This window comes from Tenacibaculum pacificus, from assembly GCF_027941775.1.
Lineage (GTDB): Bacteria > Bacteroidota > Bacteroidia > Flavobacteriales > Flavobacteriaceae > Polaribacter > Polaribacter pacificus_A.
The window spans coordinates 2,403,165-2,421,279 of record NZ_CP115917.1; the positions used below are offsets into that span (position 1 = coordinate 2,403,165).

The window sequence follows — 18,115 nt, forward strand, 5'->3', positions numbered from 1 at the left end:
TGAAAGATAGTAAATTTTGGTTAGCTTTTATTAGAAGTAAAAACTAACCAAAACAACAAATATTATTCCTCTTCGTAACAATTAAAGATAATTGTATATCCGTATGTTACAGCTTCTTCATATAATTCTTTTTGATCTTCATCAACATCATTTATAGAATCAAGAGTAAAATATTCTTCTTCTATTTCTGTTAATTTCCACCCCTCTTCTTTTATATACATTTTGGCAAGTTCAAGAGCACCTGAAATATCTTTATAATCGATATACAAACTTACATAAGCTCCGATAACTTCATCATAATGTTCTGATGATTTTTTTGGTTTTGCTAAAGCATTTATTAAAAACATATTTTTATTTTTTAAGTTAAATTAAGCTAGTTCTCCTCTGTGAGGCTTTAAAGCATCTCTAAAAATTTTCATAATACTTTCATCAACAGTAATAAAAGCGATGGTGTGCATTGGATTAAGTTCTTCATGATTTACTTCATCATAAGCTAAACTATCTATTTGTGCAAATTCTTTTAAATGAATACAATGATGCTTAGCTGTTGCTACCCCATCTGGACCTTTAAAATCCCATATTAGTTTTATTTTTTTGCCCATATATTTGTTCCTTTTTACAAAACAAAAGTACTTATTTATGTAATATAAATAAACCATCAAACACTAAACTTAAATTTTTTAAGAAAAAGATAATTACTGTAAAAAAGGGTATTATTATTTACATCATAAACAAATAATAATAAAATGTTAAAATTTCTATAAAAAAACAAAATACAATACAAAATTACCACATAACTATACTATATTAACATAAATTAGGAATCTGAATCATTAATTAAGTTATTTGAGTAAATAATTAAATTTTTCGAATATGAGAGTAACACTATTATGGCTACTTTTTCTTGTAACGCAATTTACATTTGCTCAAGAAAAAACAATATCTGGGATTGTCTCAGATGAATCTGGACCACTTCCAGGTGTAAGCATTATTATTAAAGGAACTACTACTGGTGTAGAAACTGATTTTGATGGTAATTATGCAATTAAAGCAAAACAAAACGATGTTCTTGTTTTTAGCTTTGTTGGTAAAACTGTCGTTAAAAAAACAGTTAGTTCTTCTAACAAAATTAATGTAAAAATGGTAGATGATGAAAATCTACTTAACGAAGTTGTTGTTACTGCTTTAGGTATTAAAAGAAAATCTGATGAAATTACAACTGCAAATCAAGTTGTAAAAGCATCTGAAATTACCAAAGCTGAAGTACCTACTGTTACTCAAGGTTTAGTTGGTAAAGTTTCTGGTTTACAAATTAACACGACAAGTCAAGGTGCAAAACCAACTTTTGATTTAAGATTACGTGGAAATAGATCATTAACAGGAAACAACAGTGCTTTAATCGTAATTGATGGTGCTATTTCTTCTAGTGTTGTATTAAACGCTTTAGATCCTAAATCTATCGAAAGTGTAAACGTTATAAAAGGTGCAAATGGTGCTGCTTTATACGGTTCTGACGGAAGTAACGGGGTATTAATCGTTACTACTAAAAAAGGAAATAATGATGGTAAATTTAGAGTAACAATTGGTACTTCTGTACAAATTCAAGAATTAGCGTATTTACCAGAAAGACAAACTACTTATGGTCAAGGTTGGGGTACTGGTATCAACTTAGCTGAAAATGGTGGTTGGGGTCCTGCATTTGATGGTTCACTACAACCAGTTGGTGTAGCAGCTCCTGGATCTGCACAAATGTATGCACCATACGTTGGAAACCCTGATAATTTTAAAGATTTTTTCAATACAGGTTTTCAAAGACAACATAATATTGGTCTTTCAACTGGTAGTTTAACAGATGGTTATGTAAACTTTTCAGCTGGTTTATTAGATGTATCTTCTATTATACCTAATGAAAAATATAAGCGTAGTTCTTTTAATTTTAAAGCAGGTAAAAAAGTAGGAAAACTTACCGTAGATGGTGCTATTTCTTATATTGTTGATAGTGAAAAAGTAGCAAGTTCAGAAACTAGTCGTGGTGATAACTCTGTATATGGAGCTTTATTACAAACACCTACAAATATAGATGTTAATCGTTTTAAAGATCTTCAAGGTGACGAAAGAAATACACGTCACTGGAATTCATATTACTTAAGCCCTTCTTGGGTATTAGACAATGTAAGATCTACTACTAAAAGTGATATTGTTAATACTTCTATAAACTTAGGTTATGAAATTAATGATAATATTAACTTTAGTGTTTTAGGAAATGCTATTTTCCGCCAAACAAATAAAGAATACAAAAGAAATGCTTTTGTAGAGCCTGTAGTAAGAGTAGGTGATAGAACAACTCCTTCAACTTTTTCTACTCGTAACAGAACTACAAGAGAAATTTATAGTAACTATAAATTTAATTTTGACTATGACTTAACTGAAGACCTTACTTTTAAAGCAAATATTGGTGGTGACATTAGAGAATATAACCGTAAATATTTATATTCATCAGTTGATAATTTAGCAATTGAATCTTTAGCAAACATAGCTTCTGGTGCTTCTGCTCCTTCAGTTACTGATGAAAAATACTTAAAAAGAGCTTTTGGTTTTTTTGGGAACTTTGATTTCGGTTTTAGAGATTATTTATTTTTAAACCTTACTGCTAGAAATGACTGGACTTCTAAATTATCGAAAGATAACAATTCATTCTTTTATCCATCAGCAGGGTTATCTTTTGTACCAACAAAGGCATTTCCTAGTTTAAAAAATGATGTATTAAATAAAATAAAATTATCATACTCTTTCGTAAAAGTTGGTAATGACGCTGCAGATATTTATGGTGTTAATGCTATTTATGAAAAGCCAACTGCTTTTCCTTATGGAACTGTTACTTCTTTTCGTCCTGACAGAACTATTACAGACCCTAACTTAACACCTGAGTTTACAGCTTCTCATGAATTTGGATTAAATGTAGATTTATATAGAAGTCGTATTACTTTAGATGTAAGTGCGTTTTCATCTAAAAACACTGATCAAGTTGTTCAGGTTGCTGCATCTAGAGCGAGTGGTCTTACAACCGCTGGTGTTAATATTGGACAAACTTCTTCTACTGGTTTTGAAATTGATTTAGGTTTAGTACCTATTAAAACAGAAGATTTCCGTTGGGATCTTAGAGCTAGTTATTCAACAAACAAAACAATTGTTGATAAAATTTCAGATTCTTTAGATGAAATTGTAATTTCTAACGATAATGCTGTTGATATTGTAGCTCAAACAGGTCAAGAATTCCCTTTAATTAAAGGTATTGCTTACCAAAGAGATGACCAAGGAAGAGTTATTATAGATGCTAATACAGGAAACCCTTTACAAACAGATGCTAAAGTAGTATTAGGAAAAGTTACTCCTGATTACATTTTAGGATTATCTTCTAGTTTTAACTATAAAAACTTTACTTTATCAACAACACTTGATTATAGAACAGGGCATAGTATTTATAGTAGTGTAAAACAAGAATTATCAAGAAATGGTTTAGCTGTTGAAACAATTCAATCGGGTCGTAAAGGTTTTATATACCCTAACTCTGTAATAAAAGGTGACGACGGAAAATTCACTCCTAACACAAATGTAATTACAGGAGGAACAACTTCAAACTCTATTACAAGTTACTATACCGATAATTTTAGCGATGTACAAGAAAACTTTGTTTTAGATGCAACTGCTTTAAAAGTACGTGAAATTTCATTAAGCTATGATATGCCGCAAGACTTCTTAAAAAATACAGGAGTTAGTACTTTACAGATAGGTTTAAGTGCTAGAAATCCTTTTGTTTTATTATCTAACGATAATAGAGGTTTTACAGATCCTGAGTATAACTCTACAGGTGGTGATAATTCAGCAAATGCTGGTGGAGCTGCAAGGTATGACTTATTACCTCCAACAAGGTATTACGGGCTTAGTGTTAACTTATCATTATAAAATTAAATTATGAAATTATTTAGAAATATATTATTAGGAACTGCCGTTCTTTCACTTGGGGCGTGTTCTGATTACTTAGATGTAAATACGGATTTAAATAATCCGACACAGGTAACCAAAGGGATTCAATTACCAGCTGCTTTACTTGATTCTTATTCAGGAAAAGTAGTAAATGGAAACATTTACGGAAATGTATTAATGGGTAGTTGGTCAGGTAATGTCCTTAACTTTACAGGAGCATATGCTCCATGGACTAAGTTAGATATTAAAACTGGTGATGTTTCTTGGTTATGGAACGATATGTATTTAGGAGTTGCTGAATTAGACAATATTATTCAAACAAGTACGCCTGGTATAGATGATTATTACAAAGCTATTGCTTTGATTAATAAATCTTTTTACATGCAAACAATTGTTGATTTATGGGGTAATGTACCTTATTCTGAAGCTTTTAAAGGAGGGCAAAACTTAGCACCTGCTTACGATGATCAAAAAGAAATTTATCGTGAATTAGTTGCTAACATAAACCAAGCGATTTCTTTAATTAATAATGCAGACCCTATTCTTTCTAATATCCCTAGTACAGAGGAAGAAAAAGAAGGGGATGTTATAGTAACCCCAAGTATATCTCAAGATATTGTATATCAAGGAGACATGGCTCAGTGGCTTAAATTAGCAAACACTGTTAAATTACGTCTTTTAGTAAGACAGTCTGATTTAACTGATGCTGAAACAGTAGCTCACATCAATAAAGAAAAGGCTAGTTTAACTGAAAATGGAGGTTTAATTAGTGCAGGAGAAACTGCAACTATAAACCCAGGGTTTAACAATTCTAACGAAGACAAAAACAGTCCGTTTTATAATCGTTTTCACGATTCTGAAGGAAAAACAAATAGTTGGTACGCACAGTCTGCTGCTGCTGAGCATGCTATTAATTTTTTAAATGGGAATTTAACAGGAGTTGCTGACCCTAGATTAAAAACACTTTATAATAGTTTTAAAAATGATGCTGGAGATGACGAATATGCAGGTATTAAGCAAGGTGCGTTAAAAGCAGAGTCGCCTAAAAAAGTATCTAATATTGGAGCAACTCCTTTTAAAGGAGGTGCTGAAGCTAATGGTATTTTAATTAGTTCAGCTCAATCATTATTCTTACAATCAGAAGCTGTTTTAAAAGGATTAATTACTGGTAATGCGAAGGAATTTTTTGAAAGTGGAATTAGAGAATCATTTGCTTACCATGGTATTACTAGTGCCGAAACTGATGCTTACATCTCTCAAATTAGCACAATCAATAAATTAGGTTGGGATGCTTCTACCGATAAGATAGAAGCAATTATGACTCAAAAATGGATTGCTTTAAATAGTATTAATGCTATTGAATCTTTTATTGAGTATAACCGTACCGGGTTTCCTGTTACACCAATGCCTTTAAGAGCAAGCAGTAGTAAAAAACCAAATCGTTTTCCTTATCCAGATTCGGAATATTCAGGTAATACTGCTAATGTAACTGCTCAAGGGGTATCTCAAAATGATATTTTTACAAAAACGATATTCTGGGATACTACAAAATAATTTTTAAAAATTAGAAAAAAATGAAAACACTTAAAATAACACTATTTTTTATAGTAGCGCTACTTGCTTTTTCTGTACGTCAAGAAGATCAAGAGTTTACTAGTGTCGATAAAAACGGAGCCTACATCATTGGTTTTGAAGGAGCCAAAACAATTTCTCATTTTGAAGACAAAGGACCTGTAGTATCAGAAATTCCTCTTAAATTCTTAGGAGGAGGAGATGGTCAATTTTTGAAAGAAGATTTAGAGGTAACAATTAAGGTTGTTACGGATAAATCTTCAGCAACAGAAGGTACTGAATTTTCTTTAGAGAATAAAAAAGTTACACTTAAAGCAGGTGATGATTTTGCGTTAATCCCTTTAACAGTAAATACAGGTTCTTTAAATTTATCTGTTCCTTCTAAAGTAGTTTTAGAAATTAGCATTGATAATGATAATGTTGTAATAGGATCTAATAACAAGCAAATTGCAATAACTTTTGTTGGATGTAAAGCTAATGTTGAAGATTTTACTTACGATAATAAAATGGTAGGTGCTGAATACGACGGAAGTCCAACTTTAAGAGATTATCCAGGGGAAGCTATTATTTTACACGATGGAACTCCTAACTTATACAGAACTGCAACAACTTTTAGATGGGGAGTAGGTGACTTAAGCCCTCCTGCTAATTATGATGGTTATGTATTTGAAGTTATTTGTGGTGAAGTATTTATTAAAGATCAACAACTAGGAGGTTACTGGGGTAATGTAGTTCAGTCTTTAGATGGAGATGCCTCAACACCAGCAGGTCAAGTTGATGCAGATGGAAATATTACTATTGAATACAAAGTTGTTTTTGGTGGAAAATTTCGTAAGGTAAAAAGTACATATACTAAAAACTAAATTAAAATAATGATGAAACATATTTTATATAAAACAGCCTCGCTAGCAATTATTGCACTAGCTATGGCGTCACGTGATCCAGAATTCACAGAAACAGGAATGTTAACAACAGAAGATAAAAGACCTGTTGCTACCCCTTCTGTATCTTCTTTACTAATAGAAGAAGGAAAAGATGCTACTATTAAATTTACACTTGATAAAGCAATTATTGAACCTTCTAGCTTATTAGTTTCTTTAGTAGGAGCTGAAAATGATGATGAAAACAACCAAGTTTTAGAAGATTTTTCTTTAAACATTCAAGATCAAACATCTTCATCTCTTGAGGAGGGTCGAGGTTTTGAGTTAAAAATTCCTGCTTATGCTACAGAAGTAGAGCTTAATATTTCAGCTCTTATAGATAGTTATAATGAAGGTAATGAGAAATATGTATTACGTATTGAAGATCACACATACAATCGTGTGAAAACAAGTAAAGAAGGAAACCCTATTTTTATACCTGTTACAATTAAAGATATTCCTACTTTAGATTTAGCTTTAAGCTACGAAGGTGTATTAGGACCAAATGGTACTAATTTATGTGAGGTAGGCGTTGAGTTTTGGCTTTACTTAGTAAATGCTGATGGTACTTATATTGATCCTGTTCAAGATGATTGTTCTTCAATGTTCGCATTAAACGCAAACGGTTTAAAAAGTGGTGAATATACTATTGAAGGATACATCGGAGATTATGGAAAATTCCCTACAGAAGATACTGACCCTGTTGTTAATTTAACCGTTCCTTTTAGTATGGGTGTAGCAGGTAAAACATCTAATTCTGTAAATTTAACTTTTAGTACTGCAAATGATGCTTGGGCTCAAATTGTAGATGCAGGAACTGTAACTGTAAATGAGGATTCTACATATATCGTAAAAGATGCTACTGGAAAAGTTTTAGTAGATACTACTAAATAATATATTTAGTTTTAAATATTTTAAAAGCAGAGAATTTATTTCTCTGCTTTTTTTATGCTTAATAATTACTATATTAAAAATTAAAACACCCTACTCCTTTTTTTTTTTATCATTTAAATGCTCAACTATTTTTATTTTTAATTTTAAATACCTGCAACAAAACATATCTTTACATATCTTTATTAAATAGCAACACAATTGAATACAGCAGATTTTATTTCAAAAAAAGTAACAGAAACAATTCAAAAATCCACTTATACTTGGCAAACACCTAGTAATATTGCTTTAGTTAAATATTGGGGGAAAAGTAATCCGCAGATTCCTAAAAATGCTTCTATAAGCTTTACTCTTAATAATTGTCATACAATTACAACTATTGAATTTGAAAAAATATCAAAAAGTAATACAGTTACTTTTGAATTGTTTTTTGAAGGAAAAAAGAAAGATGATTTTAAACCTAAAATTGCTAAATTCTTTGAAAGAATTCAAGAATATTGCCCTTATATTTTAGAATATAAAATGGTTATTTCTTCTGAAAATTCATTTCCTCATAGTAGCGGAATTGCTTCATCAGCAAGTGGAATGAGTGCAATTGCTATGTGTTTATTGAGTTTAGAAAAAGCCTTAAATCCTGATTTAACACCCGACTTTATCAATAAAAAAGCTTCTTTTTTAGCTCGTTTAGGTTCTGGAAGCGCTAGTAGAAGTATTGAAGGTCCTTTAGTTGTTTGGGGAGAACATCCTGAAATAGAAGGAAGTTCTGATTTATTCGCCATAAAATTCCCTTATAAAGTACATCAAATTTTTGAAAATTATTGTGATACTATTTTACTCGTCGATAAAGGAGAAAAACAAGTTTCATCAACTGTTGGACATAATTTAATGCACAATCATCCGTATGCAGAACAACGTTTTAAACAAGCAAACGAAAACTTAGCTAAAATATCAAAAATACTTACTAACGGAGATATTAAAGAATTTATCACTTTAGTGGAAAGCGAAGCATTAACATTGCACGCAATGATGCTTACAAGTAATCCGTATTTTATTTTAATGAAACCAAACACCTTAGAGGTTATCAATAAAATTTGGGAATACAGAGAACAAAATAACAGTAATATCTGTTTTACACTTGATGCAGGTGCAAATGTTCATGTCTTATACCCTACTTCGGAAAAAACTCAGGTTGAATTATTTATTAAAAATGTTTTAGCAGATTATTGTCAAAATAATCAGTATATTACTGATAATGTAGGTTTTGGATCAAAATTAATGTAATCTAAAAACCTTATTACTAAAAACAAACATTATTAAATTTACAAAAAGGTGTACTAGTTTGTAAACTAGCACTTTTACCTGTACTTTTGCCAAGTAATTAAAATAGCTATGAAAGGACCTTTATTTTACGCAAAAATATTATTATTCGGAGAGTATGGAATTATTAAAGACTCGAAAGGGTTGGCAATTCCGTTCAACTCATATAAAGGTGTTTTAAAATCGGCGACCAACTTAACTGGTGAAGCTAAAAAATCGAACACAAATTTAAATAAGTATTATAATTACTTACAAACTTTAAATTCAGATTTAGTTTCTTTTGATTTAGTTTCTTTTAAAAATGATATTGATAACGGTATGTATTTTGACTCTTCTATTCCTCAAGGGTATGGTGTTGGAAGTTCAGGAGCATTAGTTGCTTCAATATATGATAAATATGCAGACAATAAAATTACCGTTTTAGAAAACTTAACACGTAATAAACTGTTAGTTTTAAAACAAGCTTTTTCATTAATGGAATCTTTTTTCCATGGAAAAAGTTCAGGTTTAGATCCGTTAAATTCTTATTTGAGTTTACCTATTTTAATCAATTCAAAAGAAAATATTGAACCAGCTGGTATCCCCTCTCAAAAACAAGGAAAAGGTGCTGTTTTTTTATTAGATTCTGAACAAGCAGGTGAAACTGAACCAATGGTAAACATCTTTATGAATAAGATGAAAAACGAAGGTTTTAGAAAAATGTTAAGCGAAGAATTTTCTTTACACACTGATGCTTGTATTGATGATTTTTTACAAGGAAACGTAAAATCGTTATTTGGTAACGTAAAAAAATTATCAAAAGTTGTTTTAACGAACTTTAAACCAATGATTCCTACTGCTTTTCATAAAATTTGGGAAAAAGGAATTCAAACTAATGATTACTACTTAAAACTTTGTGGTTCTGGTGGTGGTGGTTACATCTTAGGATTTACTGAAGATTACGAAAAAGCAAAAACAAGCTTAAAAGATTATAAATTAGAATTAGTGTATCGATTTTAAACAATGCCAACATGAGCACTTTAAAAGTCAGTACATTTCTTAAAAAATTATTCAGCCTATTATCAGTTGTTAGAGGCTACAATATTTTAGTATTAATAGCAGCCCAATATTTGGCTGCTATTTTTATTTTTTCTGATCAAAAATCAGTAAAACCCGTGCTTTTCGATTGGCATTTATTATATCTCGTTATTGCGACAATTTGCGTGGTTGCTTCAGGCTATATTATCAATAATTTTTATGATAAAGATGCTGATAAAATAAATCGACCTATAAAATCGGGATTAGATTCTTATGTAAAACAAGAAACTAAATTATCATTATACTTTGCATTAAATTTTATAGGTTTTTGCTTCGGATATTTAGTTTCTTGGCGAGCAGGTTTCTTTTTTGCAATCTATATTTTTGGAATTTGGTTTTATTCACATAAACTAAAAAAACATCCATTTGTAGGACTAATAAGTGTTACTATTTTAACAATACTTCCTTTTTTTGTGGTTTTTGTTCATTATAAAAATTTTTCAAAAGTAATTTTTGTACATGCTATTTTTCTGTTTTTAATCATATTAATTCGTGAATTGATAAAAAACTTAGAAAACATAAAAGGAGCTATTCTTAATAATTACAATACGTTCCCTGTTAAATATGGCGAAAAAAACACCAAAAAATTAATCTTATTATTGATGTTTTTAACACTTGTACCAATTGGTGTGTTATTTAATTATCCTGCTATCGAATACATGAAATACTATTTTTATTTAGCAGCTATTACTTTGGTATTTATTGGATTTTATACTTGGAAGGCAACAAAAACAAAACAATACGTACTGTTACACAACATTTTAAAGATATTATTATTAATCGGTGTATTCAGTTTACTTTTTATAGATAAATCTTTAATTCTAGATAAAGTCGTAATTGCTTTAGATTAAAAATCAAATAATTACTGTACCTTTGCAATCTTTTTAAAACACAATTATGAATTCAAAAAACTCGTCGAGAGGACGACAGGCTGACAAGAACAGCAATCCTCGTGAAAAAAAATCATCTGACAGAAATAGAACATCTTCTAGATCGGATAGAAGTTCTTCTGATAGAAATAGTGGTTCATCAGAAAGAAACAGAAGTTCTTCTGATAGATCTGACAGAAATAGATCATCTTCTGACAGAAATAAAACTGAAAGAACAGATAGACCTGTTAGAAAATCATCAGAAAAACCAAGGTTTGCAACTAGTTCTTCGGATAATAAAAAACAGTTTAGAAGTGATGCCAGAAAACCAGCTGTTGAGCAAGTAAGCAAAGATGATACTGCAGGGATTCGCTTAAACAAGTACATTTCTAATTCAGGAATTTGTTCTCGTAGAGAAGCCGATACTTATATTGAACACGGAAGTGTTTTTGTAAACGGAAATTTAATGACACAAATGGGCTACAAGGTACAACCTACCGATGAAGTTCGTTTTGATGGTACTTTAATTTCAATCGAAAAGAAACGTTATATCTTATTAAACAAGCCTAAAAACTATATTACTACCATGGAAGATGAACGTGGTCGTAAAACAGTTATGGAACTTGTAGATAATGCGACCAAAGAACGTATTTATCCTGTTGGAAGACTAGATAGAAATACTACTGGTTTATTATTATTTACAAACGATGGTGAGTTAGCTAAAAAATTAACACATCCAAAACATAATGTACGTAAATTATATCAAGCTTCTTTAGATAAAAAATTATCTATATCAGATTTAGATAAATTACGTGGTGATGTTGTTATTGAAGGTAAAAAAGTTTTTATTGATGCCGTTTCTTATGTAGAAGGTGAAAGAAAAACAGAAGTTGGTATTGAAATACACTCTGGAAGAAACAGAATTGTACGTAAAATATTTGAAAACTTCGGATATGCAGTTACAAAACTAGATCGTGTTATTTTTGCAGGAATGACCAAACGTAATTTACCTCGTGGTAGATGGCGTGAGTTAACCGAACAAGAAGTAAACACTTTAAAAATGTTATAAAAAATGTTTATAATAAAAATCCCGAGTTTAAAACTCGGGATTTTTTTATGACCTATATTTCACTACTTCTTATGGTCTTCTTGTATTTCTTCACTTCTATATTTACAACATCCATGTAAATTATCATAAGCTACTTTTGGTGCTTTTACTGCTTTGGTATCATGCCCAACATTTGCTACATTTTGTTGAATTGTTTTAACATCTGTTTTACGCTCATCAACAATTAACTTTAACTCATGTGTATTTACATTCCATTGTGCATATTTAACACCTTTTGTATTTAAAGCTGCCTTTTCAATACGTCCTTTACACATATTACAAACGCCATCAACATTTAAAGAAATCTTGGCATTTTTGTTCTTTTTTTGTGCCGATACAGACACACTCATCAATAAAATTGCTAGTACTATTGCTATTTTTTTCATCTTAATCTATTTTAAATCTTAAACCTGTATAATAATTACTTCCAAATATTGGGGCGTATATAATTGTTGTATCAAAATTTGAACCAAACGGATTACTACTTCCCAGTATCGGATTTTTTTGTTTATAGTTTGTTATATTTTCTGCACCTGCATAAATTTCAAACTTCTTTGAAAACACTTTAGTTATTTGTGTGTTTAATAAATTATAACTTTCTGAATATTCTGGTAATTGATGCGTATTTGGTAATCGTTGCTCCCCTACCCAATTATAAGTTACATCAAATTTCCAATGAGCATCGTTTTCTTTTTTAGGAGTTTCATAAGATACATTTGCAAAAAAACGATTTTTTGCCTGTAAAGCTTTATTTAAATTTCCTGATTTAAAATCGGTATTTACATTGTAATGTTTATATGAAAAACGAGTATTAAAATAAGGAATTATATTTTGATTTACCTCTAACTGAAAACTGTTAGCAACACTTTTTCCGTCTAAATTATAAAAAGATATTTCCTGCGGATTTTCCCAATCTACCACAACTTGATTTTCGAAATCTGTTCTGTAGAAATCAAAAGTAATATCACCTTTTTTGCCAAATAATTTATAACCTTGCAAAAACGATATTCCATAATTCCAAGCTGTTTCCGGATTTAAGCCATAAACCTTCCCTCCTACATCATCAATATTAACTTGTCTTGAAGATGCAAAAAATTGTTGGTTTTCAGCAAAAATATTAGCACTTCTTCTTCCTTTCCCTATCGATGTTCTAAAAACTCCTTGTTCCCAAGGCGCATAGCGAATATGTAAACGAGGCGTTACAAAAGTTCCTAATATATTATGTGTATCAATTCTTAATCCCGCAGTTATACTTATATCATCAGCATTATCATAAGCATATTCAAAAAAAGCACCAACAGAATTTTCTTTACGGTCATAATTATTTGCCGTAGTAACGTTTACAAACTCGTCATATTTATCATAAGTAAAACTAAGTCCTGTTTTGAATTTATTTCTAGTATCACCGATAATTGAATTAAAAATAAAGCTACTAAAAAAACTTTGATGCTGAATATTATAATTACTTAATCCAAAATAAGAATCTTGTTTATGATTACTATACGCAGCCTGTATTCCCATACTCTGAAAAGGTAAATCAGGAAAAACATACCCTAATTTAGCAGAAGTATCAAAACGTTTTGTTTTAATTTCGCTTCCCCAAACAGTAGTAGCCCCTTTATCTGTATCAGGGTTAAAATCAACTTCACCTACTTGCTTCTGATCATCTAAATATCTAAAATTAATAAAACTCACCCATCCTTTTTGCGCATCTACATACTGCCAACGGTTCATGATATTAATTTGTTTTGCTAGCGGATTATCTAAAAAATTATCCTCATTTTTATCAAACTTTTCACCTCTATAATTACCGTGAACATATAAGCCAGTTTGCCACTTGTCACTTACTTTTTGGTTTAAATGCGTGTTAAATTCCATTCTACCTCCAGCTGAACCGTAGGCGTTTACAAAAAATCGGTGATTCGTATATGGCTTAACTAATTCGGCATTTATTTGTCCAGAAATACTTTCGTAACCATTTACAACACTACCTCCTCCTTTTGTTATTTGAATACTTTCTACCCAAGTACCCGGGGTAAAAGAGAGCCCGAATGCTTGTGATGCACCCCTTATAGATGGAATGTTTTCTTGCGTAATTAACAAATATGGACTCGTTAAACCCAACATTTGAATTTGCTTTGTACCTGTTAATGCATCAGAATAATTAACATCTATTGATGGATTTGTTTCAAAACTTTCTGCCAAATTACAACATGCCGATTTTAAAAGTTCTGCACTATTGATGGTTACTAAATTTTGAGATGATAAATACGATTTTTGAGTCGCACTCTTCTTTGATTTAACAACAATCTCATTTAAAGTGTTACTTTCCTTTAAAAAATGATGAATCGGTTTTAAACTATTTATAGTAATTGTATCGGTTTTATAACCAACAAAACTAATCACTAGCTTTTTGTATTCGGTTTTATAAGGTATTGTAAACCATCCTTTTTCATTGGTTGTTACGCCTACATTTGTATCTAACCAATGAATATTTGCACCGTAAACACCTAAATTATTTTTTTGATTATTTTTATCCATAATCATACCTTTAAACTCACTTTGAGAAAAGGCAACAGACGAAATCAGTATTAAAATACTGAATATATTTATTTTCATTATATTATATTTAAATTCAACAATAATTTGTTACGTATTATTAATACGTACCTAAAAAAATTGTAAAATCATATAATAAAAACTTCATGAAGTACCTGAATATCAAAAATTAAATCAGGCGGAGTGTAATCAGTATGTGATACATCTTGTTTTTCAAGAGCTTGAAAAGGTAATTTATAAGACGCATAAAAAGCAAGAACAAACTTTACTTTATCAAAACTTATTTTATCTAAAGAATCTTTAAATATTTCATCTTGACCTTTAATTTGTTCTACTTCATCTTTACAACATTCTTTTTTCTTAATTATAGTTTCGCAAGTATCATTATTTGATATACTACCGCAACTATCTGCATTACCTAAATAAGAAATATCAACTAAAAAATCGCCACAATAATGCTTTTCTACACTAAAAGAAAAGGTAGAAAATAATACTAGCAAAGCTAATAATATGGTTGATATTTTAATAAAAAGAAGTTTCATCTATTGCAAAGGTACAAAAAATCATTTTTTTTGTTATTTAATAATACTTACGGTTATTTTTGTAAGCTCTTTATTTAAATAACCAATAAGATACTAAATTTTTAATTATGAACTTACAAGATTTAAAAAATAATATAAATAATATTGCAGAAAGTAATACTACAAAGGAACAAAAGTTACAACAAATTTGTGACTACTTAGCAGGTAAAGTGTCCTATTATGACTGGGTAGGATTTTATTTTAAAAACGGAGACAAAGACGAATTAAAATTAGCACAATTTAATGGCGAACCTACTGACCATATAATTATACCTTTTGGAAAAGGAATTTGTGGACAAGTAGCTGTTAGTAATGAGAATTTTGTTGTGCAAGATGTTACAGAACAAGATAATTATATTTCTTGTGGATGGAAAGTAAAATCAGAAATTGTAATTCCTATTTTTGTTGATAATCAAAATATTGGACAAATTGATATTGATTCTCACACCGCTAATATTTTTACATCAGATGATGAAGCTTTATTAGAATATACCTGTAAAAAAGTAGCTTTATTCATTTAAAATAATAAAATAATTATTGTATAACCATTAGGCTTTTAGTAGCTTTGTAAGCTTAACAAAACAACAACAATGAGCAACGAAAAAACTATCAAATCTGCACTAATTTCAGTCTTTCATAAAGACGGATTAGAACCTATCGTAAAAAAATTGAACGACTTAGGAGTAACTATTTACTCTACAGGAGGAACAGAATCTTTTATAAAAGACTTAGGTATTAATGTAGTACCTGTTGAAGAAGTAACTTCTTATCCTTCTATTTTAGGTGGACGTGTCAAAACATTACATCCAAAAGTATTTGGAGGTATTTTAAATCGTCAAGATCATGATGGTGATGTTGCTGAAATGAAAGAATATAACATTCCTCAATTAGATTTAGTAATTGTTGATTTATATCCTTTTGAAAAAACAGTAGCTTCTGGAGCTCCTGAACAAGATATTATTGAAAAAGTTGATATCGGTGGAATTTCATTGATTCGTGCAGCTGCTAAAAACTTTAAAGACACTATTATTGTTTCTTCAATGGAACAATACGGAAGTTTTTTAAACACTATTACTGCAAGTAACGGAACAACTACAATTAGTGATAGAAAAAAATTAGCTGCTAAAGCTTTTAATGTTTCTTCTCATTACGATACTGCTATTTTTAACTACTTCAATGAAGATGAAGTTGTTTACAAAGCAAGTGAAACTACTTCTAAAACTTTAAGATATGGTGAAAATCCACATCAAAAAGGATATTTCTTTGGTGATTTAGACGCAATGTTCGATAAATTACACGGAAAAGAATTAAGCTACAATAACTTACTTGATGTTGATGCTGCTGTAACTTTAATTAACGAATTTAAAGGAGAAGCACCAACATTTGCTATTTTAAAGCATAATAATGCTTGTGGTTTTGCACAAAGAGAAACTATTTACCAAGCATATACTGATGCCTTAGCTGGTGACCCTACTTCTGCTTTTGGTGGAGTTTTAATTTCAAATACTAACGTAGATAAAGCTACTGCTGAAGAAATTCATAAATTATTTTGTGAAGTAGTAATCGCTCCTTCTTTTGATGAAGATGCTTTAGCTATTTTAAAAGGTAAGAAAAACAGAGTTTTATTAATTCAAAAAGAAACAGCTTTACCTGCACAAACAGTTAGAACTGCTTTAAATGGTGTTTTAGTACAAGATAAAGATACAATTACTGATAAATTAGAGGATTTATCGTATCCTACTGATACAAGACCTACTACTGCTCAATTAGACGATTTATTATTTGCATCTAAATTATGTAAAAACACTAAATCGAACACAATTATTTTAGTGAAAAACAAGCAATTGTTAGCTGGAGGAACAGGTCAAACTAGTAGAGTTGACGCATTAACACAAGCAATTACAAAAGCAAAGACTTTCAATTTTGATTTAAACGGAGCGGTAATGGCAAGTGATGCTTTTTTCCCTTTCCCTGATTGTGTAGAAATCGCAAAAAACGCAGGAATTGTAAGTGTAATTCAGCCAGGAGGATCAATTAAAGATCAATTAAGTATTGATTATTGTAATAACAATAATGTTTCTATGGTTTTTACAGGAACAAGACATTTTAAACATTAATCATATTCAATGTGAAATACCCGCAGATTTTAACTAGATTTGTGAGAGCACATTAGAAACAAGTAAAACAACGGACTTTATATGGGATTCTTCGATTTTATGACGGAAGATATTGCAGTCGATTTAGGTACTGCAAACACACTTATAATCCACAATGGAAAGGTTGTCATTGACAATCCTTCCATTGTTGCACGTAACCGATTGACAGGTAAAATTATTGCTACCGGTCATGAAGCTAGCAGAATGCAGGGGAAGACTCGTGAAAATATAAAAACAATTCGTCCGTTAAAAGATGGGGTTATTGCAGATTTTCAGGCATCTGAAGAAATGATTAAAGAATTTGTTAAACAAATTCCGGCTATTAAACGAAAACTTTTCCCTCCTTCTTTAAGAATGGTTATTTGTATTCCTTCAGGAATTACGGAAGTTGAAAAACGTGCTGTAATTGATTCTGGTCGTCATATGAATGCCAAAGAAATTTACTTAATTTATGAACCAATGGCAGCTGCTATTGGGGTTGGTATTGATATTATGGAGCCTAAAGGAAACATGATTATTGATATCGGTGGTGGTACTACTGAAATTGCTGTAATTGCACTTGCTGGTATTGTATGCGATCAATCTGTAAAAGTTGCTGGTGATTTATTTACTAGTGATATTATGTATTATATGCGTACACAACACAATTTATATGTGGGGGAAACTACTGCTGAGAAAATAAAAATACAAATAGGTTCTGCTACTGAAGATTTAGAAAGTCCACCTGATGATATGATGGTGCAAGGACGAGATTTATTAAGTGGTAAACCAAAACAAGTACAAGTTTCATATAGAGAAATTGCAAAAGCTTTAGATAAATCAATATTACGTATTGAAGATGCTGTAATGGAAACTTTATCTAAAACACCGCCTGAATTAGCTGCCGATATTTATAATAGTGGTATTTATTTAGCTGGTGGTGGTTCTATGCTTAGAGGATTAGACAAGCGTTTATCTAGAAAAACAGATTTACCAGTTTATGTAGCAGAAGACCCTTTACGTGCAGTTGTACGTGGAACAGGTATTGCTTTAAAAAACCTTGAAAAATACAAATCTGTATTAATCAAATAAATTTTTAATG

General features: G+C 30.4%; 16 protein-coding genes. 11 read left to right on the forward strand and 5 right to left on the reverse strand.

Annotated elements, in window-relative coordinates; all coding sequences use genetic code 11:
• Positions 1-62 precede the first annotated feature (62 nt).
• Positions 63-347 (reverse strand): hypothetical protein, encoded by a 285-nt coding sequence (locus PG913_RS10935; protein WP_271230736.1) that lies wholly within the window; start codon positions 345-347, stop codon positions 63-65.
• Between the two features lie 21 nt (positions 348-368).
• Positions 369-602, reverse strand: coding sequence for a hypothetical protein (locus tag PG913_RS10940; RefSeq protein WP_271230737.1), 234 nt, complete (start codon positions 600-602; stop codon positions 369-371).
• Positions 603-873: 271 nt separating this feature from the next.
• Between PG913_RS10940 and PG913_RS10945 the strand changes: the two genes are divergently transcribed.
• The 8 genes from PG913_RS10945 (at position 874) to PG913_RS10980 (ending at position 11,699) form a co-directional block, all read left to right on the forward strand.
• Positions 874-3,963 (forward strand): SusC/RagA family TonB-linked outer membrane protein, encoded by a 3,090-nt coding sequence (locus PG913_RS10945; RefSeq protein ID WP_271230738.1) that lies wholly within the window; start codon positions 874-876, stop codon positions 3,961-3,963.
• Positions 3,964-3,972: 9 nt separating this feature from the next.
• Positions 3,973-5,538, forward strand: coding sequence for a SusD/RagB family nutrient-binding outer membrane lipoprotein (locus PG913_RS10950; RefSeq protein ID WP_271230739.1), 1,566 nt, complete (start codon positions 3,973-3,975; stop codon positions 5,536-5,538).
• A gap of 20 nt (positions 5,539-5,558) precedes the next feature.
• Positions 5,559-6,419 carry a hypothetical protein gene (locus tag PG913_RS10955; RefSeq protein WP_271230740.1) on the forward strand — a complete coding sequence of 287 codons (861 nt, stop codon included), beginning with the start codon at positions 5,559-5,561 and terminating at the stop codon, positions 6,417-6,419.
• A 9-nt stretch (positions 6,420-6,428) separates the two neighbouring features.
• Positions 6,429-7,370: a hypothetical protein gene (locus tag PG913_RS10960; RefSeq protein ID WP_271230741.1), complete on the forward strand. Its 942-nt coding sequence runs from the start codon at positions 6,429-6,431 to the stop codon at positions 7,368-7,370.
• Between the two features lie 198 nt (positions 7,371-7,568).
• A complete protein-coding gene (locus tag PG913_RS10965; protein ID WP_271230742.1) occupies positions 7,569-8,648 on the forward strand; it encodes a diphosphomevalonate/mevalonate 3,5-bisphosphate decarboxylase family protein in 1,080 nt (359 codons plus the stop codon).
• A 108-nt stretch (positions 8,649-8,756) separates the two neighbouring features.
• A complete protein-coding gene (locus PG913_RS10970; protein WP_271230743.1) occupies positions 8,757-9,683 on the forward strand; it encodes a mevalonate kinase family protein in 927 nt (308 codons plus the stop codon).
• A gap of 11 nt (positions 9,684-9,694) precedes the next feature.
• Positions 9,695-10,612: a geranylgeranylglycerol-phosphate geranylgeranyltransferase gene (locus PG913_RS10975; protein ID WP_271230744.1), complete on the forward strand. Its 918-nt coding sequence runs from the start codon at positions 9,695-9,697 to the stop codon at positions 10,610-10,612.
• 46 nt (positions 10,613-10,658) lie between these two features.
• The gene (locus PG913_RS10980) at positions 10,659-11,699 is read left to right on the forward strand and encodes a pseudouridine synthase (protein WP_271230745.1); all 1,041 of its coding nucleotides are present in this window, start codon (positions 10,659-10,661) and stop codon (positions 11,697-11,699) included.
• Between the two features lie 62 nt (positions 11,700-11,761).
• On the opposite strand, the gene PG913_RS10985 is transcribed toward PG913_RS10980, so the two are convergent.
• The 3 genes from PG913_RS10985 to PG913_RS10995 all read right to left on the reverse strand — a co-directional run bounded on the left by PG913_RS10985 (position 11,762) and on the right by PG913_RS10995 (position 14,839).
• Positions 11,762-12,124, reverse strand: a complete 363-nt coding sequence (locus PG913_RS10985; RefSeq protein WP_271230746.1) for a heavy-metal-associated domain-containing protein — start codon at positions 12,122-12,124, stop codon at positions 11,762-11,764.
• Between the two features lies 1 nt (position 12,125).
• The gene (locus PG913_RS10990) at positions 12,126-14,357 is read right to left on the reverse strand and encodes a TonB-dependent receptor (protein WP_271230747.1); all 2,232 of its coding nucleotides are present in this window, start codon (positions 14,355-14,357) and stop codon (positions 12,126-12,128) included.
• Between the two features lie 68 nt (positions 14,358-14,425).
• Positions 14,426-14,839, reverse strand: coding sequence for an HYC_CC_PP family protein (locus PG913_RS10995; protein WP_271230748.1), 414 nt, complete (start codon positions 14,837-14,839; stop codon positions 14,426-14,428).
• Positions 14,840-14,946: 107 nt separating this feature from the next.
• Between PG913_RS10995 and PG913_RS11000 the strand changes: the two genes are divergently transcribed.
• From PG913_RS11000 to PG913_RS11010, 3 genes are all read left to right on the forward strand, one after another.
• Positions 14,947-15,399: a GAF domain-containing protein gene (locus PG913_RS11000; RefSeq protein ID WP_271230749.1), complete on the forward strand. Its 453-nt coding sequence runs from the start codon at positions 14,947-14,949 to the stop codon at positions 15,397-15,399.
• Between the two features lie 69 nt (positions 15,400-15,468).
• Positions 15,469-16,995, forward strand: a complete 1,527-nt coding sequence (purH, locus tag PG913_RS11005) for a bifunctional phosphoribosylaminoimidazolecarboxamide formyltransferase/IMP cyclohydrolase (RefSeq protein WP_271230750.1) — start codon at positions 15,469-15,471, stop codon at positions 16,993-16,995.
• A gap of 81 nt (positions 16,996-17,076) precedes the next feature.
• Positions 17,077-18,105 carry a rod shape-determining protein gene (locus tag PG913_RS11010; protein WP_271230751.1) on the forward strand — a complete coding sequence of 343 codons (1,029 nt, stop codon included), beginning with the start codon at positions 17,077-17,079 and terminating at the stop codon, positions 18,103-18,105.
• Positions 18,106-18,115: the final 10 nt, after the last annotated feature.

What these genes read in the sequence shown, in the direction of transcription:
- PG913_RS11000 (WP_271230749.1), top strand. Translation starts at nt 14,947, where the DNA reads ATGAACTTACAAGATTTAAAAAATAATATAAATAATATTGCAGAAAGT.
- PG913_RS10955 (WP_271230740.1), top strand. Translation starts at nt 5,559, where the DNA reads ATGAAAACACTTAAAATAACACTATTTTTTATAGTAGCGCTACTTGCT.
- PG913_RS10960 (WP_271230741.1), top strand. Translation starts at nt 6,429, where the DNA reads ATGATGAAACATATTTTATATAAAACAGCCTCGCTAGCAATTATTGCA.
- PG913_RS10980 (WP_271230745.1), top strand. Translation starts at nt 10,659, where the DNA reads ATGAATTCAAAAAACTCGTCGAGAGGACGACAGGCTGACAAGAACAGC.
- PG913_RS10945 (WP_271230738.1), top strand. Translation starts at nt 874, where the DNA reads ATGAGAGTAACACTATTATGGCTACTTTTTCTTGTAACGCAATTTACA.
- PG913_RS10995 (WP_271230748.1), bottom strand. Translation starts at nt 14,839, where the DNA reads ATGAAACTTCTTTTTATTAAAATATCAACCATATTATTAGCTTTGCTA.
- PG913_RS11010 (WP_271230751.1), top strand. Translation starts at nt 17,077, where the DNA reads ATGGGATTCTTCGATTTTATGACGGAAGATATTGCAGTCGATTTAGGT.
- purH (WP_271230750.1), top strand. Translation starts at nt 15,469, where the DNA reads ATGAGCAACGAAAAAACTATCAAATCTGCACTAATTTCAGTCTTTCAT.
- PG913_RS10935 (WP_271230736.1), bottom strand. Translation starts at nt 347, where the DNA reads ATGTTTTTAATAAATGCTTTAGCAAAACCAAAAAAATCATCAGAACAT.
- PG913_RS10940 (WP_271230737.1), bottom strand. Translation starts at nt 602, where the DNA reads ATGGGCAAAAAAATAAAACTAATATGGGATTTTAAAGGTCCAGATGGG.
- PG913_RS10975 (WP_271230744.1), top strand. Translation starts at nt 9,695, where the DNA reads ATGAGCACTTTAAAAGTCAGTACATTTCTTAAAAAATTATTCAGCCTA.
- PG913_RS10970 (WP_271230743.1), top strand. Translation starts at nt 8,757, where the DNA reads ATGAAAGGACCTTTATTTTACGCAAAAATATTATTATTCGGAGAGTAT.
- PG913_RS10950 (WP_271230739.1), top strand. Translation starts at nt 3,973, where the DNA reads ATGAAATTATTTAGAAATATATTATTAGGAACTGCCGTTCTTTCACTT.
- PG913_RS10990 (WP_271230747.1), bottom strand. Translation starts at nt 14,357, where the DNA reads ATGAAAATAAATATATTCAGTATTTTAATACTGATTTCGTCTGTTGCC.
- PG913_RS10985 (WP_271230746.1), bottom strand. Translation starts at nt 12,124, where the DNA reads ATGAAAAAAATAGCAATAGTACTAGCAATTTTATTGATGAGTGTGTCT.